This is a genomic window from Streptomyces sp. NPDC033229 (assembly GCF_055576875.1).
Genome location: NZ_JBVIQR010000003.1, coordinates 212,378 through 232,393 on the forward strand (window position 1 = coordinate 212,378; position 20,016 = coordinate 232,393).

The 20,016-nt window shown below is 72.6% G+C and carries 15 protein-coding genes; 6 read left to right on the top strand and 9 right to left on the bottom strand.

Annotation, left to right across the window (positions count from 1 at the left end):
• Positions 1–144 precede the first annotated feature (144 nt).
• Positions 145–1,605: a PP2C family protein-serine/threonine phosphatase gene (locus ACZ53N_RS04450; protein ID WP_469139476.1), complete on the top strand. Its 1,461-nt coding sequence runs from the start codon at positions 145–147 to the stop codon at positions 1,603–1,605.
• A gap of 122 nt (positions 1,606–1,727) precedes the next feature.
• Here ACZ53N_RS04450 and ACZ53N_RS04455 read toward each other — a convergent pair whose 3' ends face one another.
• The gene (locus ACZ53N_RS04455; RefSeq protein ID WP_469139477.1) at positions 1,728–3,227 is read right to left on the bottom strand and encodes a DNA-binding protein NsdB; all 1,500 of its coding nucleotides are present in this window, start codon (positions 3,225–3,227) and stop codon (positions 1,728–1,730) included.
• Positions 3,228–3,462: 235 nt separating this feature from the next.
• On the opposite strand from ACZ53N_RS04455, the gene ACZ53N_RS04460 reads away from it, so the two are divergent.
• Positions 3,463–4,572: an aminoglycoside phosphotransferase family protein gene (locus ACZ53N_RS04460; RefSeq protein WP_469139478.1), complete on the top strand. Its 1,110-nt coding sequence runs from the start codon at positions 3,463–3,465 to the stop codon at positions 4,570–4,572.
• A gap of 257 nt (positions 4,573–4,829) precedes the next feature.
• On the top strand, positions 4,830–6,854 hold the full coding sequence (locus tag ACZ53N_RS04465) for an N-acetylmuramoyl-L-alanine amidase (RefSeq protein WP_469139479.1): 2,025 nt from the start codon (positions 4,830–4,832) through the stop codon (positions 6,852–6,854).
• Positions 6,855–7,017: 163 nt separating this feature from the next.
• On the opposite strand, the gene ACZ53N_RS04470 is transcribed toward ACZ53N_RS04465, so the two are convergent.
• From ACZ53N_RS04470 to ACZ53N_RS04500, 7 genes are all read right to left on the bottom strand, one after another.
• On the bottom strand, positions 7,018–7,518 hold the full coding sequence (locus ACZ53N_RS04470) for a hypothetical protein (RefSeq protein WP_130880961.1): 501 nt from the start codon (positions 7,516–7,518) through the stop codon (positions 7,018–7,020).
• 65 nt (positions 7,519–7,583) lie between these two features.
• Positions 7,584–7,982, bottom strand: a complete 399-nt coding sequence (locus ACZ53N_RS04475; protein WP_469139480.1) for an ACT domain-containing protein — start codon at positions 7,980–7,982, stop codon at positions 7,584–7,586.
• Positions 7,983–8,156: 174 nt separating this feature from the next.
• The gene (locus ACZ53N_RS04480; RefSeq protein WP_469139554.1) at positions 8,157–8,405 is read right to left on the bottom strand and encodes a DUF397 domain-containing protein; all 249 of its coding nucleotides are present in this window, start codon (positions 8,403–8,405) and stop codon (positions 8,157–8,159) included.
• Between the two features lie 104 nt (positions 8,406–8,509).
• Positions 8,510–9,676: a thiolase domain-containing protein gene (locus ACZ53N_RS04485; RefSeq protein ID WP_469139481.1), complete on the bottom strand. Its 1,167-nt coding sequence runs from the start codon at positions 9,674–9,676 to the stop codon at positions 8,510–8,512.
• Complete coding sequence (locus tag ACZ53N_RS04490) at positions 9,673–10,866, bottom strand: lipid-transfer protein (RefSeq protein ID WP_469139482.1); 1,194 nt, start codon at positions 10,864–10,866, stop codon at positions 9,673–9,675. Before ACZ53N_RS04490 ends, ACZ53N_RS04485 begins: the two co-directional genes overlap by 4 nt.
• Positions 10,863–11,828 (bottom strand): Zn-ribbon domain-containing OB-fold protein, encoded by a 966-nt coding sequence (locus ACZ53N_RS04495; RefSeq protein ID WP_469139483.1) that lies wholly within the window; start codon positions 11,826–11,828, stop codon positions 10,863–10,865. Before ACZ53N_RS04495 ends, ACZ53N_RS04490 begins: the two co-directional genes overlap by 4 nt.
• Positions 11,829–11,858: 30 nt before the next feature.
• The gene (locus ACZ53N_RS04500; RefSeq protein WP_469139484.1) at positions 11,859–12,659 is read right to left on the bottom strand and encodes a crotonase/enoyl-CoA hydratase family protein; all 801 of its coding nucleotides are present in this window, start codon (positions 12,657–12,659) and stop codon (positions 11,859–11,861) included.
• 175 nt (positions 12,660–12,834) lie between these two features.
• On the opposite strand from ACZ53N_RS04500, the gene ACZ53N_RS04505 reads away from it, so the two are divergent.
• Positions 12,835–14,496 carry an acyl-CoA synthetase gene (locus ACZ53N_RS04505; protein ID WP_469139485.1) on the top strand — a complete coding sequence of 554 codons (1,662 nt, stop codon included), beginning with the start codon at positions 12,835–12,837 and terminating at the stop codon, positions 14,494–14,496.
• A gap of 103 nt (positions 14,497–14,599) precedes the next feature.
• Positions 14,600–15,907 carry a phenylacetate--CoA ligase PaaK gene (paaK, locus tag ACZ53N_RS04510; protein ID WP_469139486.1) on the top strand — a complete coding sequence of 436 codons (1,308 nt, stop codon included), beginning with the start codon at positions 14,600–14,602 and terminating at the stop codon, positions 15,905–15,907.
• Between the two features lie 24 nt (positions 15,908–15,931).
• On the opposite strand, the gene ACZ53N_RS04515 is transcribed toward paaK, so the two are convergent.
• Complete coding sequence (locus ACZ53N_RS04515) at positions 15,932–17,446, bottom strand: fatty acyl-CoA synthetase (protein ID WP_469139487.1); 1,515 nt, start codon at positions 17,444–17,446, stop codon at positions 15,932–15,934.
• A gap of 144 nt (positions 17,447–17,590) precedes the next feature.
• Between ACZ53N_RS04515 and ACZ53N_RS04520 the strand changes: the two genes are divergently transcribed.
• The gene (locus ACZ53N_RS04520) at positions 17,591–20,002 is read left to right on the top strand and encodes a penicillin acylase family protein (protein WP_469139555.1); all 2,412 of its coding nucleotides are present in this window, start codon (positions 17,591–17,593) and stop codon (positions 20,000–20,002) included.
• The last annotated feature ends 14 nt before the right edge of the window (positions 20,003–20,016 follow it).

Here is a 20,016-nt window from a genome sequence, read left to right on the forward strand (position 1 = left end):
TACAGCACCACCGTATCGGGTATTGCAAAACCACTGACGGGCGCTCGCTCCCTGTGCAACAGTCGTTACCGGCCCTTCCACAGATCCACCGGATCCATCGGATCCGCCAAAGCCGGCCGCGCCGCGCATGTATCGGAGTACGTGATGCCGTCCCCCCTCTCCGCGGACCGTTCCGCCGCCGACCGACCGCCGCAGCGCGGCACGGTCGAGGCACTGATCTCGCAGACGCGGCGACTGCGCGGCGACATCGACGCCGTGCGCCGCGAGACAGCCGGCGAGGAGCACGCGGGCGATCCCGAGCTGCGCTGGCAGCGTGCCCTGTGCGATCTGGCCGCGCACCATCTGGACGGCCTCGGCGAGCATCTCGACCAGCTCCGCGCGGGGCTGCCCGCCGACCTTCCCCCCGCGGCCGGGGCACCCGCCCCCGCGCGGCCCGCGACGCCGGACCCCGGTCCCGGCCGCGCCGGGAGCGCCGAGTGGAATCTCCTCAACGACGAGGTCACCTGGTCCGACGAGTTGTTCGAGCTCTTCGGCCGACGGCCCGAGGACGGGGCGCCGACCCTCGACGAGCTGCCCTCCTGGCTTCTGGAGGAGGACCGCGGACTGCTGTCCGCGATGGTCACCGACTGCCTCGTGGACGGCAAGGCGATCGACGGCGAGTTCCGCGTGGAGCGCGCGGACGGCGCCGTGCGCACCGTGCACATGATGGGTGAGCCGGTGCTCGACGCCGACGGCGCCACGGCCTCCATGTGGGCCGTGCTGCGGGACGTCAGCGAGCTGCGCCGCAGCGAGCGGGAGGTGCACGAGACCCGTGACTCATTGCGCCACGAACGGCACATCGCGCAGGCCGAGCGCAGGCTCGCGGTCGAGCTGCAGGAAGCCGTGCTGCCACCGTGGCGCGGCTCCCTCCGGCTCTCGTGCGACGGGCCCGCAGCCCCCGCCGAGACGCCGGGCGTCCTCGATCTGGCCGCGCACTACCTCCCTTCTGCCAGCAGCGCCCTGATCGGCGGCGACTGGTACGACGCGATGCAGCTCCCGGACGGGCGCACGCTGCTGAGCGTCGGTGGTCTCACCGGACACGGTGTGACCGCCACCTCCGGCATGGCCATGCTGCTCGGCGCGCTGCGCGGCATGGCGGTCGCCGGGACCGAGCCGGGTCCCCTGATGGCCCTGCTCAATCGGCTGCTCGACGCCTCCGCCCAGCCCGCGCTGGGCAGCGCCGTGTGCTGCCGTTACGACCCGCGCGAGCGCACCCTGCTCTGGTCACAGGCCGGCCACCCCGCCCCGCTGCTCTTCCGGGGCGGGCGGGGCCGGGCACTTCGGCCCCCGGAGGGCGTGCTGCTCGGAGCGGTCGCCGACGCCGCCTACGCCCAGGCCGAAGAGCGCCTGGAGCCGGGTGACCTGCTCGTTCTGCACACCGAGGGGCTCTCGCCCTACCGCACCACGCCCGACACCGATCCGGGCACCGAGCGCCTGCTGGAGCTGGCGCCGCGCTTCGCGATGGCGAGAAGCGCGCAGGAGGGTGTGCGAGTGGTGCTGGAGGAGTTCGGCGGCGAGGCGCGCGAGGACGACGCCTGCGTGCTCGTCGCCCGCGTCGGCTGCTGACCACATCCGACCACGTCACCACGTCCGGCCACGGCTGACTCCGGCCACGGCTGATCACGTCGGCGCCACCGACCCCGGGGCCCCTGCGGTACGGCTCATCACAGGACTGGTCACTCGGCTGGTCACACGCCCGTGCTCCTGCCTTTGCCCGTGCTCTTTCCCGGGCCCTTCGGCAGGGCCCGCTGGATCTCCTGGCGCAGATCCTCGATCCGGGCGAAGCCCGCGTACTTCCCCGTGAGCCGGTACATCTCGCGCAACCGGTCCCAGGTGCGGTGGGAGGAGGTGTCACCGATCGAGGCCAGGGCCAGCCGGGCGTAGGTGTCGGCCTGCTCGGGGTCGTTGCCGAGGAGGCAGGCCGAGGCCATGGAGATGTAGTCGAAGATCTTCGAACGCAGGGTGTCGTTCCCCCGCAGGGCCAGCGCCTGTTTGGCGTGCCGCTGGGCGATGACCGCGGCCCCCGGTTCGTGGTCCGCGAGCGTCCGGTAGGCCAGGGCCTGCATCCCGTGGAGTTCCATCTCGTGGAACGACTGCATCCAGCTCGGCGGCGGCACATCGCCCTTGTCGGACGCGAACAGCTCTTCGGCCTGGCCCAGGGTCCGTCGCATGGCCTGGCCACGCCCCATCGACGCCTGCGCCCAGGCCTCGATCGTGTACAGCATGGCCCGGGTGCGCGGCAGGGTCTCGCTGCCGGAGCCGGACTTGGCGAGCTTCATCAGGTCCAAGGCGTCGTCCGGGCGGCCGAGGTGGACCATCTGCCGGGCGGCCCGGGAGAGCGCCTCTCCCGCGCGCGGCCGGTCGCCGCCCTCGCGGGCCGCGTGCGCGGCGATGACGAAGTACTTCTGCGCGGTGGGCTCCAGCCCCACGTCATGGGACATCCAGCCCGCCAGCACGGCGAGATTCGCGGCGACGCCCCAGAGCCTGCGCTGGAGGTGCTCGGGGTGGCGGTAGGCGAGCATGCCGCCCACCTCATTGAGCTGACCGACGACCGCCTTGCGCTGCAGCCCGCCACCGCGGGCCGCGTCCCAGGCACGGAAGACGTCGACCGAGCGCTCCAGGGCGTCGATCTCGGTGGAACCCACGGGCGCCGCCTCGTAGCGGTCGAAACCCGCGGCGTCGGAGTACGCGCCGTCCCTGCGCAGCGGGTCGTCGAGCCGGGGGGCGTCGGAGGTGAGGAGGGGGTCGGTATGCAGCCAGTCGTGCATGGCGCTGCTGAGTGCTGAGCCTGCGGAGAGCGCGGCACACGCGCCCACCAAGCCGCGTCGGTTGAGCATGAGGTCCATTCCCGTGAATTCGGTGAGGACCGCGGCTGTCCGCTCGGGCGCCCAGGGCAGTCCCTCGACGGACTGCCCCTTGGTCGCGCGCCCACGCCGGCCGAACCCGAGATCCTCAATGGTCACGACACGACCGAGACGCTCGGTGAACAGGGCGGCCAGCACCTTGGGCACCGGATCGCGCGGGGACTCCCCCATGTCGATCCAGCGCCGAACCCGCGAGGTATCGGTCGCCAGCTGCGGATGTCCCATGACAGCCGCCTGCCGGTTCACGAGTCTCGCCAGCTCGCCCTTGGTCCATCCGGCGAGGCCGAACAGATCCGCCAGGCGGGTGTTGGGTTCCCTTGTCACGTCAAGCCCCCAGGTTCCTCGGCTGACTTGAAGGTATCGGCCCGTCATGGGCCAAGCGAGTATTCGCCAGGCTTCGCCAGGGTGCGCCAGATGGTGTGCCACCGGCGGCCGGGTGTGATGTAGGAACGCGCAACCCCGGCCCCCGGCGACCGGAGGGCATTCCCCAGGGTGCACCGGCCCTCGGGGGCCGGGATGCGCGGCAACTCGTCGGCACACGAAGGGATCTGTTCCGCCCATGTATGCAGCATCGACCTCCGTGTCCGCGCCGCCCCGGCCGATCCGACCGCAAGCGAGCGGCGGAGGGCCGTACCTCGACCCCTCCCACGCCGCGGGAGCCGCGTTCGGGGCGGGCCGGGCCCGGCGGGCCCCGGGGATCGGCGCCCAACCGCTCAGCGGAAGAATCGACCTGTCCGGCCCGCAGGGAACGCAACTGCGCGCGGCCATCGCGTCGGTGCACCGCATCTGTCCGGAGTTCAACCCCGTCCAGGTACTGCGCCACAGCGGGCGCTCCGTCCTCCTGGTCGGTACGACGGGACGCTCGACGGCCGTGGCCAAGTGCTTAACTGATCACTCTCCGGCCTGGGCCGAACGATTCCGGCACGAAATAGCCACATATCGCGCATTCGTGCGCCATCGCCCGCCCGTGCGGGTACCCCGGCTCATCGCAGCCGATCCGGACAACTGCACACTCGTCATCGAGCGGATGCCCGGCCGCCCGGCCGCCGGCCAGCGACATCCGGTGAACAGTCCGCCCCGCGCCGATGTCCGGGCGGCGCTCGGCGCGATCTGCCGGGTCAACCTCTGGCGGCCCCCGGCCGGCATGTTCGACATGCCGCTGGACTACGGCAAGCGCATCGCCCGCTTCCACGAGCTCGGTCTGCTCACCGACCGTGACCTGGGCGATCTCCAGAAGCTGCTGCACGGACTGGCGCACGTCCAGGGGCAGTTCTGCCACGGCGACGCCCTGCTGTCGAACATCCTGCTCTCGCCCGCCGGGCCGGTGCTGGTCGACTGGGACCAGGCCGGCTGGTATTTGCCGGGGTACGACCTGGCCACGCTGTGGACCGTCCTCGGCGATGCCCCGGTGGCGCGGCGTCAGATCAGTCAGCACGCGCAGGCCGCGGGGCCCGCTTCGCGTGACGCCTTTCTGGTGAATCTCATGCTCGTACTGACCCGCGAGATCCGTACGTACGAGACCGCCGTGCAGCGTTCCCTGCAGGACCCCACGCCGTCGGGGCCCGGCATGGCCGATGCCGGAGAGGAGCAGCGGCTGCTGCTGCGCCGCCTGCATGACGACTGCGCGCTGGCCCGGCGGGCCGTCCGGGCGGCGGTGGGTACCCGCTGAGCCCGGCGGGCCCGCCGCGCCCGGCGCGCGGCGGGCCGGGACTCCCCCCGCATTCACCGCATTGGAGCAGCACCGCAGATCGAACGCCCGTGCCGGGAGAACCCCCCGACACGGGCGTTCGGCACGTCCGACACCGGCTCACCACGGTGATTGACGGATCGTCGGATAGCGGTTACCTCTGGAAAGTCCGGTCCCGCACGCCTGATCGCGCCCCTACCATCCCAGCGCATGGCACGGCCCGTCCCAAGGAGGCTGCATTGCGAGGATCCCCCGCGGAGTCATGGAGCACCCCACCGACCCGCCCCCGTAGACGTCCGCGCGGACGTCCCCATCGATCCTGCCGTACCCTGCGGGCGGCCGGCGCCGTCGCGTCGGCCGCCCTGCTGTTGCCCGTGCTCGCGGTCGCGCCGACCGCGACGGCCGGACAGCCGGGCTCCGGAGCACTGCAGCAAGCGTTCGCCGACGCCTCGGCGAAGTACCACGTCCCACAGAGCGTGCTGCTCGGGGTCTCCTATCTGGAGTCGCGCTGGGACTCCCACGGTGGTGCCCCGAGCGTCACGGGTGGCTACGGCCCGATGCACCTCACGGACGCGGCGACGGCCCTGGCCGGGGCCCCGCACCACAGCGAGGCCGGGGAGGACGCCCGGGGTGACGCCGCCCGGCCTCGTACGGCCACCCGCGCGGCCGTACGGACGATCACGGCGGGGCCGCTCCCGGCGCGGCTGCGCACCCTGGAGCGTGCCGCCGCGTTGACGGGGTTGTCCGGCAAGGCGCTGCGGCAGGAGACCTCGGCCAATGTCCTGGGTGGCGCGGCGCTGCTGGCCGCCGCGCAGAAACGGCTGGGGCTGCCGCCGAGCGAGCGTCCCGCCGGCTGGTACGGCGCGGTGGCGAGCTATTCGGGCGCCTCGGACGCGGCGACCGCGACCACCTTCGCGAACGACGTCATGGACGTCATCCGTACCGGTGAGCGGCGCATCACCGACGCGGGCCAGCAGGTCACGCTGGCCGCGACACCGCGGCTGGCGGCCCGTACGGAGCAGGTGCGGCGGCTGGGCCTGACGACGCCCCCGGCCACCGGGGTCGAATGCCCGCCCACCGTGGCCTGCGAGTCGATCCCCGCGCCGTACCAGAAGCTCGAGGGTGACGACTACGGCAACCACGATCGGGCGGACCGGCCGACGTCGCAGAAGCCCGATTTCATCGTCATCCATGACACCGAGGGGTCGTGGGAGACGTCGATCAAGCTGGTGAAGGATCCTACGTACGTCTCCTGGAACTACACCGTGCGCTCCTCGGACGGCCACATCGCGCAGCACGTGCCGACCAAGGACGTCGCCTGGCACGCGGGCAACTGGTATGTGAACGCCAAGTCGGTCGGCATCGAGCACGAGGGTTTCCTCGCCCAGCCCGACGCCTGGTACACGGAGGCGATGTACCGCACGTCCGCCCGGCTGGTGAAGTATCTGGCGCACCAACTGAAGATCCCGTTGGACCGGCAGCACATCCTGGGCCACGACAACGTCCCCGGCACCACCACCGCGACGATCAGGGGCATGCACACCGACCCCGGCCCGTACTGGGACTGGGCGCACTACTTCGCGCTGATGGGCAAGTTCTTCCAGCCCACGGGCGGCCCGTTCGCCGGCATGGTCACCATCGCGCCGCACTACCCCGACCACCAGCCCGACTACACGGGCTGCGTCAAGCCCGGTCAGGCATGTGTCCGGCACGGTTCGGGAGCGGTCCGGCTGCACACCGGACCGAGCCTGGACGCCCCGCTGGTGAAGGACATCGGTCTGCGCCCCGACGGCGGCGCCTCGACCATCGACGTCAACGACACGGGTGCCCGTGCCTCCACCGGCCAGCAGTTCGCGGTCGCCGGCCACCGGGGCGACTGGACCTCCATCTGGTACCTGGGCCAGAGGGCGTGGTTCCACAACCCGTGGGACAGTCCGACGGCGATGCACACCTACGGCAATGTGGTCACGCCCAAGCAGGGCCGGCGGGACATCCCGGTCTACGGGCGCGCGTACCCGGAGAAGGAGGCCTATCCGGCGGGCGTGCCGGTGCAGGCCGTCTCGCCCCTGCCGTACAAGCTGCTCGCCGGTCAGGCCTACGCGCTGGGCCAGAGGTCGCCGAGCGAGTATCTGTGGGCGTCGACGTTCGACGAGAAGGAACACAAGGTGATCCGCGGCAAGGACACGTACTACGAGATCCAGTTCGGGCACCGGGTGGCCTTCGTCAAGGCCGCCGACGTGGACGTCCGGCCCTCGAACCGCTAGTGCCTGTCCGGCGGACCTTCGTGGATCGGCGAGCGGCTCGGGGGGCACCTCCCGGTGCCGGGCGTCGGGAGCCCGCGAAGATCCGTCGGCAGGCCCCGGCGGGGAACGCGAAGGAGCCCGGCACGGGGACCGTGCCGGGCTCCGGGGTGCCGGAGGTCATGGGTCAGCCCTGCTGGAACATCTCCGCGGGCAGCGGCTTGAGGAGCTGGTACAGCTCGTCCGTGATCGGGCGGTCCCAGCTCGCGATGGTGACGAGCACGCCGTCGCTGCGGTCGAACTGGGTGCAGGAGATGCGGCCCTCGGAGCACTTCACTCGCCGCACGATGAGGAGGTTGTCCTCGTGCATGACGGGGATGTCCTCGGTGCCCACCACGTGCACGGGCTCGTCGTTGCCCAGCGCCGCGAGGAGCTGAGCGACCTCGAACGGCACCTGGTCCTCGTCCAGCTCGCGCGCCGGGGAGCCCTCCGGCAGATTGCCGATGATCATCGCCGGGCCGCGCCCGCCGAAGAGGTCGTAGCGGAGGAAGACGCCCTGGCAGGTGCCGTCGGGCGCGGGCAGCAGCCCGGCCCCGAGGTCGCCGGGCCAGTCCCCCGGGTCCATGGCGAGGACGTCGAAGTCCGGCCCGGTGGGCGTGGCTGCGCTGCGGCGGCGGAGGAACGACATGCCCACATCGTACGTGCCCGCGGCCGGGCCGCCGCCCCGGGGAACCCGGCGTGGCCCCCTCCCGCTCAGGCGGCTCCGGCGGCGAGGCTCTCGAGCAGCTCCACCGCCTCCGCGGCCCGCTCGTAGGGGACGAAGAGGTGGTCGTGGTGGCAGCCCGCGACGACGTTGCAGCTCAGCCCCGCCTGGGCCAGCGCCTGGGCCACGGCGGCGGTGAGACCGACGGCCTCCAGGGCCGAATGGACCCGCAGGGTGATCCAGCCGGCGACGTACGCGTACGCCAGGCCGGCGGTGTCGGCCTCCTCCTTGCGGAGCACGAGGGTGAGTCCCTCGTCCTCGGCCACGGTCACCACCGGCTTGACGCCGGCCGGCGCCGGGCCGGTCACGACGGTGAAGACATAGCGCCCGGGGTTGAGCCGCGGCCGCATGCCGCCGAGCAGTTTCGTCAGATCGCGTTCTCCCGCCATGCCCTCACCCTACGGGGGCAGCTGTGCCGCCTGCGGCGGCGAGCGCCCTGACGGGCGCGTCCTCAAGCGCCGGACGGGCTTGATGCGGCTGGGCTCAGCCGAAACCAGCCCGTCCGGCGCTTGAGGACACCGCCGCGCAGCGGTGGTGCGCCCCCGTGATCCGCCGGACAGGCACTACGTGAGGTCGAACTCGCCCTTCCGCGCGCCCACGACGAAGGCGCGCCATTCCTCCGGGGTGAAGACCAGCGAGGGCCCGGTCGGGTTACGGCCGTCGCGCATGGCGATGTACCCCTCGACGAAGGCGATCTGGACGTCGCCCGTCCCCTCGCTGCTCGACTGCCAGGTGGCCTTGCCGAGGTCCAGCTCCGGCTGCGCGCCGCCCGTCGCTCGCCCCGGACGCTGTTCCCTCAGATGACCCGTCATGCTGTCCGCCACGTCTGCGCTCCTCCCGGTTCGTCGTCGTCCCGGGGCCACAGTAGCGAGCGCGGCGGACGCCGGACAGGCCGCCGGGAACGCCCGTACTCCCTTCAGGCCGTGGGGGGTTCGGCGGCGACCAGCCACATGGAGAAGAACTGCGCGCCCCCGCCGTAGGCGTGGCCGAGCGCCTTGCGGGCGTCCGCCACCTGGTGCTCGCCCGCCCGGCCCCGGACCTGCAGCGCGGCCTCGGCGAAGCGGAGCATGCCGGAGGCGCCGATCGGGTTGGTGGACAGGACGCCGCCGGAGGGGTTGACGGGCAGGTCGCCGTCGAGTGCCGTCACGCCCGCCTCGGTGAGCTTCCAGCCCTCGCCCTCCGCCGCGAAGCCGAGGTTCTCCAGCCACATCGGCTCGTACCAGCTGAACGGCACGTACATCTCGACGGCGTCGATCTCGCGCCGCGGGTCGGTGATCCCGGCCTGGCGGTAGACCTCGGCGGCGCAGTCCTTCCCGGCGCGGGGCGAGACGAAGTCCTTGCCGGCGAAGAGCGTCGGTTCGCTGCGCATGGCGCCGCCGTGCAGCCAAGCGGGCGGGTGGGGGGCGCGGGCCGCGCCCGCGCGGTCGGTGAGGACCATGGCGCAGGCCCCGTCGGAGGAGGGGCAGGTCTCGGAGTAGCGGATCGGGTCCCAGAGCATGGGCGAGGAGCGGACCTTCTCCAGGGTGAGGTCGTGCTCGTGGAGGTGGGCGTAGGGGTTCTTGAGGGCGTTGCGGCGGTCCTTGTAGGCGACGAGGGAGCCCACGCCGTCGGGCGCGCCGGTGCGGCGCATGTACGCCCGGACGTGCGGGGCGAAGAAGCCGCCCGCGCCGGCGAGCAGGGGTTGCTGGAAGGGGACGGGCAGCGACAGGGCCCACATGGCGTTGGACTCGGACTGCTTCTCGAAGGCCAGGGTCAACACGGTCCGGTGGACGCGCGCGGTGACGAGGTCGGCGGCCACGAGGGCGGTGGAGCCGCCGACGGAACCCGCGGTGTGGACCCGCAGCAGCGGTTTGCCGACCGCGCCGAGCGCGTCGGCGAGGTAGTGCTCGGGCATCATGACGCCCTCGAAGAAGTCGGGGGCCTTGCCGATGACGACGGCGTCGACGTCGGACCAGGTGAGTGCCGCGTCGTCGAGTGCGCGGCGGGCGGCCTCGCGGACCAGTCCGGCGATGGAGACGTCGCGGCGGGCGGCGGCGTGCCGGGTCTGCCCGATTCCGACGACGGCCACGGGTTCTCGGGTCACCGGGTCTCTCCTTCCAGGACCGCGACGAGGTTCTGCTGGAGGCACGGGCCGGCGGTGGCGTGGGCGAGGGCGCGGTCGCTCGCGCCGCGGTGGATCCGGGCCGCGGCCTCGCCGAGCCGGATGAGGCCGGCGGCCATGACGGGGTTGGCGGCGAGGGCGCCGCCGGAGGGGTTGACGGTGACGTCGTCGCCCAGCCGCAGCGCCTTGCGCAGCACGATCTCCTGCGAGGTGAAGGGCGCGTGCAGTTCGGCGGTGTCGACGGGGGCGTCGAAGGCCCCGGCGCGGGTCGCGGCGAGGCGGGTGGAGGGCGAGTCGGTGAGATCGCGTACGCCGAGGGCGTGTGCCTCGATGCGGTGGTCGAGGCCGCGGATCCAGGCGGGCCGGTCGTGGATCCGGCGGGCGGTGTCCCCGGCGGCGAGGACGACGGCGGCTGCGCCGTCGCCGATGGGCGGGCAGTCGCGGACGCGCAGCGGCGCCACGACGTAGTCGTCCGCCGCCCGGGTGCCGCGCGCGGTGCCCTTGGCGTCGGCGGACCGGGCGGCGCCGGCCTCCGCGATCCACGCGGTCGGTGCGGCACGCCCGTCATCCCCTCGTGGTTGTCCGGCTCGGGGGCCGGTGCCGCGGGGACGACGCTCCCCTTGCCGTTGCGCGACTGCCGCACCTGGTACGCCCGCCGCGCGGCTTCTCGCGGCGATGTCGGCGAGGGCGCGCTCGTCGGTCTCCCCCGCGTCGATGAGGGCCCGTGCCTGGAGGGCGGCCAGGGCGACCGGGTCGGGCCACAGGGGGGCGAGGTAGTAGGGGTCGAGCTGCCGGGTGAGGACGTCCCGGACGTCACCGGCCGAGGAGGTGCCGTAGGCGTAGACGAGGGCGGTGTCGGCCGCGCCGGTGAGGATCTTGACCCATGCCTCGTAGAGCGCCCAGGCCCCGTCCGTCTCCACGTGGGACTCGGCGATGGGGGGCCAGGCCCCGACCCCGTCGAGGGCCATGGTGAAGGAGAAGGCACGGCCGGCCAGGTAGTCGCTCGACCCGGAGCAGGTGAAGTCGATGTCGCGGGCGGTGAGTCCCGCTTGTCCGAGGGCGTCGTGGAGCACCGGCATGAGCGTCTCGACCTCGGAGAGCCCGTCGGTGCGGCGCCGGTGGGCGCTCTGTGCGAAGGCGACGATCGCCACGTCCCTGGCGGCGTGCGTCACAGCAGCTCCTTGTACGTGTCGTAGTCGGCGTCGGGTTCGTCGGCGGGGCGGTAGTGGTCGGGGTAGCGGGCGCCTTCGGTCCATACGGGCTCGACGCGCAGCCCCATGCGCACCCGGTCGTAGGGGATGCCGGCGATGCGTCCGTGGAGGGCGAGGTCGGCGCCGTCGAGGGCGATGTGGGCGTAGACGTAGGGGACTTCGATGTCCAGGCCTTTGGCTTTGATGTTGACGACGCAGTAGGTGGTGACGGTGCCGCGCGGGCCGACCTCGACCTCTTCGTCGGTGGCGACGCCGCAGGTGGGGCAGGCGCCGCGGGGCGGGACGTAGACCTTGCGGCAGGCGGGGCAGCGTTCGCCCACGGTCCTTCGGCCGGTGAGGGCGGCGAGGTAGCGGCTCTGGGCGCGGCCGGGCGTGTAGGTGTAGTCGAGGCGGGCGGGGGTGGTGACGGCGGTGACGGGGTCGGCGAAGGCGCCCGGCGGGGAGGCGGGTTCGGCGGCGGGCCGCCCGGCGGGCCCGCTTGCCGAGTCGTCGTACGGCTCGAAGCAGGCGATGTCGGTGATCGCTCCGGTCCGCTCCGGGGCCCAGCGGATGCGGACCCGCATGCCGGTGCGCACGGTGTCCGGGCCGGGGGTGTCAAGGGCGTGCAGCAGGGCGGTGTCGGCGCCGTCGAGGCGGACGAGGGCCCAGGCGAAGGGGGTGTGCAGCGGTTGGCCGCGGCGGGGGGCGGGGTTCCAGGCCCAGGTGGTGACGGTGCCGGTGGCGGCGACCTCGACGAGGTCGCGGATCTCCTCGGCGGTGCCCGGGTCGTACTCGACGGGGGGCACGAGCACCTGCCCGTCGGTGGTCCGGACGCCGAGTACGGTCCGCTCGCGCAGCCCGGTGAGGAACGCGCTCTGCACGGGGCCCAGGGAGCGGGTGAAGGGGAATTCCACGACCAGGGGGGCGGTCAGGGGCTCGGGCATGGCGGCTGCTCTCCTTCGGCGGCCGGCGCTTCAGGAGCGCCGGTAGACGGCGGGGCGCTTCTCGGCGAAGGCGCGGGCGCCTTCCTTGGCGTCGTCCGTGTCGAAGATCGGCCAGCCGCGCCGGAGTTCGAGGGCGAGGCCGTCTGTCTCGCCCATCTCGGCGGCGTCGTGGACGCAGGCCTTGACGGCTTCGACGGCGAGCGGTCCGTTGGCGTTGATGAGTTCGGCGGTCGCCAGGGCCGCTTCCAGGGCGGTGCCGTCGGGGACGACGCGTCCGATGAGTCCGATGCGTTCGGCTTCCCGGGCCGGGTACGGGCGTCCGGTGAGCAGCATTTCCAGGGCGTGGGTGCGGGGGATCTGGCGGGCGAGGCGGACGGTGGAGCCGCCGATGGGGAACAGCCCGCGGCGCACTTCGAAGAGACCGAAGACGGCGCTCTCGCCGGCGATGCGGATGTCGGTGCCCTGGAGGATCTCGGTGCCGCCGGCGACGCAGGGGCCCTCGACGGCGGCGATGACCGGTTTGCGGGGCCGGTGGTGCCGGAGCATGGCCTTCCAGTGCAGGTCGGGGTCGGCGTCGAGGCGCTCGCGGTACACGTCGCGGGTCTGGCCCCGGCCGGCGAGGGCCTTGAGGTCCATGCCGGCGCAGAAGGCGCCGCCGGCGCCGGTGAGGACGACCGAGCGGATCGCGTCGTCGGCGTCGGCCGCCAGCCAGCCGTCGTACAGGCCGACCAGCATCGGCAGTGAGAGGGCGTTCTTGGCCTCCGGCCGGTTCAGGGTGAGCACGAGGGTCGCGCCGACGCGCTCCGCGGTGAGGTGCGGGGTCCCGCCCATGACAGTTCTCCCGTCTCGAGACGGAGAACAGGTTGCAGGAGGCGGGGGCCGGGTTCAATAGATTTCTGACTTCCCGTCAGTTTTCTTGGGCGCACGCCCTTCCCCCTTCGGTCCCCGGACGCTCTAATGACCGCCGAGCCCCTGTTCCCCCGGTCGGGCCCGGTCAGGAGGAGACGTGGACTACAACCTCGCCGATCTCTTCGAGTCGGTCGTCGACACGGTGCCGGACCGGGAGGCCCTGGTCCATCTCGACCTGCCGGGCAGCGGCGCCGAGCGGCGGCTGACGTACGCGGAGCTGGACACGGCGGCCAACCGGCTGGCCCACCACCTCCAGGACAGCGGGATCGGGCCGGGCGCGCACGTGGGGCTCCACCTGTACAACGGCGTCGAGTACCTCCAGACCGTATGGGCCTGTCTGAAGATCCGGGCGGTGCCGATCAATGTGAACTACCGGTATGTGGACGAGGAGTTGACCTACCTCTACCGGGACGCCGATCTGGCCGCCCTGATCTTCGACGCGGAGTTCACCGGCCGGGTCGCGGCGGCCGCGCCCCGGGCGGAGCGGCTGCGGCATCTCGTCCGGGTGGGCACGGCCCCCGAGGGCGCCGCCGAGCCGCACATCGCCCCCGTCGGCTTCACGGCCGCCGAGGCGTCGGGGGCGCCCTGGCGCGACTTCGCACCGCGCTCGAGCGACGACCGGTTCATCATCTACACCGGCGGCACCACCGGGTTGCCCAAGGGGGTGATGTGGCGGCAGGAGGACCTGTTCTTCTCCGGTCTCGGCGGCGGCGCGCCGACCGGCGCGCCGGTGAAACGGCCGCAGGAGGTGGCCGAGCGGGTCGCGGCGGGCGGTGAGGGGCTCGTCTTCTTCCCCACCCCTCCGTTGATGCACGGCACCTCCACGCTCACCTCGTTCATCGCCTTCGACTTCGGGCAGAAGGTCGTCCTCCACCGCAAGTACGCGCCCGAGGAAGTGCTGCGCACCGTCGCGCGCGAGCGGGTGACCAGCCTCTCGCTGGTGGGCGACGCGATGCTGCGACCGCTGGTGGACGCGCTGTCCGGCCCGCAGCGCGACACCGACTGCTCCTCGCTGCTGACCGTCAGCAGCTCCGGTGCCGTCCTCTCCGACATCGTGCGCACCGAGTTCGCGGCGCTCCTGCCCCGGGTGGCGCTGCTGAACAACTTCGGCTCCTCCGAGTCCGGCTTCAACGGCACCGCCACCGAGGACGCGGGGCCCCGGCGGGGCTTCAGGCTGCGCGTCAACGACCGCACCGCCGTGGTGGATCCCGCGACGCGCGAGAGGGTCGCGGCCGGCGAGGTGGGGCGGATCGCGCAGCGCGGCCATGTGCCGCTGGGCTACTACAACGACCCGGTGAAGACCGCCGAGACGTTCTTCCGGGCGCACGGCGAGCGCTGGGTGCTGCTCGGCGACATGGCGACGGTCGACGAGGCGGGCGTGGTCACGGTCCTCGGCCGTGGCTCGCAGTGCATCAACACCGGTGGGGAAAAGGTGTATCCGGAGGAGGTCGAGCAGGCTCTCAAGGCTCATCCGGATGTGTACGACGCACTGGTCGCGGGCGTGCCCGATCCGAGGTGGGGCCAGCGCGTCGCCGCCGTGGTCCAGCCCCGCGCGGACGCCCCGCCCCTGACGGCCGACGCCGTACGGACCCACTGCCGGGCCCGCCTCGCGGGCTACAAGATCCCGCGCGTCGTCGTCCTCACCGACCACGTCCGGCGCTCCCCCAGCGGCAAGGCGGACTACCGCTGGGCGCGGGAGGTGGCACGGGCGGCAGCCGACGAAGCGGGCGGCGACGGGGACGGGAGCGGCGGGACCTGACCGCCGCGTCACGCTCCCCTTGACGACCGCCCCGGGCAGCTGGTTACTTGATCACACAGGTGACTACCGAATGATCGGTCGGCTTGGTGGGGCGGTGGAGCGCATGACGGATTCCCGGGGACTTCCCGACGCGGCGGAGCGGCTCTCGCACGACGAGCTGGCGGCGCTGCAACTGAGCAGGCTGCGCTCCACGCTGCGGCACGCCTACGACCACGTCGACTTCTACCGGCGCTCGTTCGACGCGGCCGGGGTGCGCCCGGAGGACTGTCGCAGCCTCGCCGATCTGGCCCTGTTCCCCTTCACCACCAAGGCCGATCTGCGCGCCAACTACCCCTTCGGCATGTTCGCCGTGCCCCGGGCCGAGGTGCGGCGCGTCCACGCGTCCAGCGGCACCACGGGCGAGCCGACCGTCGTCGGCTACACCGAGCGGGACCTCGACACCTGGGCCGATGTCGTCGCCCGCTCCATCCGCGCCGCCGGCGGCCGGCCGGGCGACACGGTCCACGTGGCCTACGGCTACGGGCTGTTCACCGGCGGCCTCGGCGCGCACTACGGCGCCGAGCGGCTCGGCTGCACGGTGATCCCCGCCTCCGGCGGCATGACCGCGCGCCAGGTGCGGATCATCACGGACTTCCGGCCCGAGGTCATCATGGTGACGCCCTCCTACATGCTCACGCTGCTCGACGAGTTCGAACGTCAGGGCGTGGATCCCCGCTCCACGTCGCTGCGCGTCGGCATCTTCGGTGCCGAACCGTGGGGCGAGGGGATGCGTCGGGAGATCGAGGGCCGCTTCGCCATCGACGCCGTCGACATCTACGGGCTCTCGGAGGTCATCGGACCGGGCGTCGCCCAGGAGTGCGTGGAGACCAAGGACGGCCCGCACATCTGGGAGGACCACTTCTACCCGGAGATCGTCGACCCCCTCACGGGTGAGCCCGTCCCCGAGGGCGGCCACGGCGAGCTGGTCTTCACCTCGCTCACCAAGGAGGCCATGCCCGTCGTCCGCTACCGCACCCGCGATCTCACCCGGCTGCTGCCGGGCACCGCCCGCCCGGCCTTCCGCCGGATGGAGAAGATCACCGGCCGAAGCGACGACATGGTCATTCTGCGCGGGGTCAATCTCTTCCCCGCGCAGATCGAGGAGATCGTCCTCGGCACCCCCGGCATCGCCCCGCACTTCCAGCTGCGGTTGACCCGCGAGGGGCGACTGGACCGCCTCACCGTGCGGGCCGAGGCGCGGCAGGGGGCCACGCCCGAGCAGCGGGCGGCGGCGGCCTCGGACATCGTCCGTCGGGTGAAGGACGGGATCGGCGTCTCGGTGGCGGTCGAGATCGTGGAGCCCGAGACCCTGGAGCGGTCGGTGGGCAAGCTCAAGCGGATCGTGGACCTGCGGGCGAAGAGCCCGTCGTGATCCGCGCCGTGCGCCGGTGGTTTCTCACGAGCCGAAGCGGTCGCGCAGCTCCCGTTTGAGGACCTTCCCGGCGGCGTTGCGCGGCAGCCGGTCCACGAACAGCACGCGCTTGGGCGCCTTGAACGCGGCGAGCCGCTCGCGCGCGTAGGCGATCAGCTCCCTCTCGTCGGCCTTGTCGCGTACGACGACCACGGCCGTGACCGCCTCGATCCACCGCTCGTCCGGCAGTCCGATCACCGCCGCCTCGGCGACGGCCGGGTGCCCGTAGAGGACGTCCTCGACCTGGCGGGAAGCGACGAGCACACCGCCCGAGTTGATGACGTCCTTGACCCGGTCGACGACGGTGAAGTAGCCCTCGCCGTCGCGGACGGCGAGGTCGCCGGAGTGGAACCAGCCGTCGCGGAAGGCCTTGGCCGTCTCCTCCGGCTTGTCCCAGTACCCCTCGCACAACTGCGGTGAGCAGTAGACGACCTCGCCCGGGTTGCCGTCGGACACCTCATGGCCCCGCTCGTCCACGACCCGTGCCTCGACGAACAGCACCGGCCGCCCGCACGACTCCAGCCGTCCTTCGTGCTCGTGCGGCCCGAGGACCATGGCCAGCGGGCCGATCTCGGACTGCCCGAAGCAGTTGTAGAAGTCGAGACCCGGCAGACGGGCGCGCAGCCGTTCCAGGACGGGGACGGGCATGACGGAGGCACCGTAGTACGCCTTGCGCAGGGCGCTCAGGTCACGGGTGGCGAAACCCGGGTGGCCGGCCAGCGCGATCCATACGGTCGGCGGGGCGAAGAAGCTGTCGGCGTGCCCGGCGGAGACGAGTTCCAGGATCCGGTACGGATCCGGGGCGTCGATGACAATGTTCTCCGCGCCCACCGCCAGATACGGCAGCAGGAAGACGTGCAACTGCGCCGAGTGGTAGAGCGGCAGCGCGTGGACCGGCCGGTCCGTCTCCTTCAGGTCGAGGGCGAGGACGGCACTGGCGTAGGCGTGTACCAGCGCGCCGTGCGTCATCATGGCGCCCTTGGGCAGCGCGGTGGTGCCGGAGGTGTAGAGCAGCTGCGCGAGGTCGCCCTCGTCCGGGCCGCCGGCGAAGAGCACGGCCGACCCCGGCGGGCTCACGAGCCGCTCCAGCAGGGAGCCGGTGGCATCACGCAGCGGCAGCGTGCGCACGCCGCCCGGCAGCCGGTGTTCGAGCAGCGGGTCGGTGAGCACCAGGGCGGCGCCGGACTGCTGCAGGATGTAGCGCAGGTCGTCACCGGTGAGGTGGTGATTGACGGGCACGTGCACCAGCCCGGCGCGGGCACAACCCAGGAAGCCGATCAGATAGGCGTCGGAGTTGTGCCCGTAGGCGGCGACACGGTCACCCGACCGCAGCCCGTGCTCCAGCAGGACCCGGGCCGCGCCGGTCACCGCCTCGTCGAGCTCGCGGTAGGTCCACGCGCGGTCCCCGTACCGCAGGGCGGTCCGCCCGGGCACCCGCCGGGCGCTGCGCCGCAGGACGCCGTCCACCGTGCTCTCGCGTGCTGAAGGCCGTGAAGACATGGCGGGATCCTGTGGGCGCGGCGCTACCGGCGTCAAGGGCGCAGCGCACGGCCCCGGAGTCAACTGCGAACACCTCGGCTGCGTCTGGCAGTTCGCAGACAACTGTCACCTCCGTCTTTTTTCGTAGAGGAGTTCGCGTTGCTCATCCGTCACCGCTTACGCGCACTGGCCGTAGGGGGGCTGGTCCTGCTGACAGGGGCCACCGCGCTGCCCGCCTCGGCCGCCGCCCCGGACCGTACGGACAGACCGTCGGGCGGCGGGCTGTCCGCCGTCATCCGCTACACCGAGTACGGAATCCCGCACATCACCGGCAAGGACTACGCGCAGTTGGGCTTCGGCCAAGGGTGGGCGCAGGCCGCCGACCAGGTGTGTACGCTCGCCGACGGGTTCGTCACCCTGCGCGGCGAGCGCTCCCGTCACTTCGGCGGCGACGCCGCGCCCGACCGCTCGCTGTCCTCGGCCGCCACCAACCTCTCCAGCGACCTGTACTTCCGGGGGCTGCGGGACGCGAAGACCGTGGAGAAGCTCCTCGACCGGCCCGCGCCCGTCGGTCCGAGCCGACAGGCCAAGGAGCTGATGCGCGGCTGGGCCGCCGGGTACAACGCCTGGCTGCGACAGAACAAGATCACGGACCCGGCCTGCCGCGCGACGGACTGGGTCCGGCCGGTGACCGCACTGGACGTGGCGCGGCGCGGCCACGCCATCACCCAACTGGGCGGCCGGGGCGCGGTCGTGGACGGCACCACGGACACGGGCCCGCAGGACAAGAAGCCGGCCCGCCCCGCCGGGTCCCCCGACCCGGCCAAGGCGTCCCGCGGGCTCTTCGGCCCCCGCGGCAACGGCATGGGGTCCAACGCGGTCGCCTTCTCCGGCTCCACCACCGCCGACGGACGCGGTCTGCTGCTCGGCAATCCGCACTACCCGTGGCAGGGTGGCGCGCGGTTCTGGCAGTCGCAGCTGACCATCCCCGGCGAGCTGAACGTCGCGGGCGGCTCGCTGCTCGGCATGCCGGTCGTCACCATCGGCCACAACGCGGACATGGCCTGGAGCCACACGGTCGCCACCGGCACGGCGATGAGTCTGTACGAGCTGAAGACCGTACCCGGCGACCCCTACTCCTACCTGGTCGACGACAAACCCGAGCGCATGACCAAGCGCGCGGTCACCGTGCCGGTGCGGGGCAAGGACGGCCGCACCACCGACGTCACCCGCACCCAGTGGTGGACCCGCTTCGGTCCGGTCACGACCCGACTGGGAGACATTCCCCTGCCGTGGGCGGCCGGCTCCGTGCACACCATCGTCGACCCCGGCACGGAGAATCTGCGGATGACCGACACCTTCCTGGCGCTGGGCAAGGCCCGTGGGGTGCGCGGTGTCCAGGACGCGCTGCGGCGCACCCAGGGTCTGCCGTGGGTCAACACCATCGCCGCCGACTCCCGGGGCCACTCCCTCTACACCCAGTCGCAGGTGCTGCCGCGCGTCACCGACGAGCTGGCGAAGCGGTGTTCCACGCCGCTCGGCCGGCAGGTCTTCCCGGCCTCGGGCCTCGCGGTGCTGGACGGCTCGCGCCGGGACTGCGCGCTCGGCAACGACCCCGACGCGCTGCAGCCCGGGACGTTCGGCCCGGCCGCGATGCCGACGCTGGTCGACGCCCCGTACGCCGAGAACTCCAACGACAGCCCCTGGCTCGCCAACGCGGACCGGCCGCTCACCGGCTACCCCAGGATCTTCGGGGACATCGGGACCACTCGTTCGCTGCGCACCCGCGGTGCCATCGAGGACGTCGCGGCCATGGCGAAGCGCGGCGGGCTGAAGGTGGCCGACCTTCAGCGGCAGGAGTTCGCCAACCGGGCACCCGCGGGTGATCTGGCGGCCAGGGACGCGGCGAAGGCGTGCGCGGCGCTGCCGGGCGGCAAGGCCACCGGCAGTGACGGCAAGGCCGTCGACGTCTCGGCGGCGTGCGACGTGCTGGCCGGCTGGGACCGGACCGTGCGGGCCGGCAGCAGGGGCGCGTTGCTCTTCGACCGCTTCTGGCGCGCTCTGGTCGACTCCGTTCCGGAGCAGCGGCTGTGGCGGGTGCCGTTCTCGGCGGCCGCCCCCGTCACCACGCCGAACACCCTCAACACCGCGGACCCGGGCTTCGCCAAGGCGCTGGCCGACGCGGTCGGCGAGCTGCGCGCGGCGGGCGTCGCTCTGGACGCCCCGCTGGGCGAGCACCAGTTCGTCGTGCGGAACGGTAAGCGCATCCCGATCTCCGGCGGTGCCGACGCGCTGGGCATCTGGAACATGGTCGAGGCCCGCTGGGACGCGCCGCGCGGCGCCTACACCGAGGTGGTGCACGGCTCCAGCTACATCCAGGCCGTCGGCTTCGACGGCAGCGGCTGCCCCGTGGCTCGTACGCTGCTGACCTACGGGCAGTCCTCCAACCCGCGCTCGCCGCACTACAGCGACCAGACCGAGCTGTTCTCGGCCGGGCGTATGGTCACGAGCCGGTTCTGTGAGAAGGACATCCTCGCGTCGCCGAGGCTCAAGGTGGTGCGGGTGAGCGAGCGCTGACCCGATCCGACACG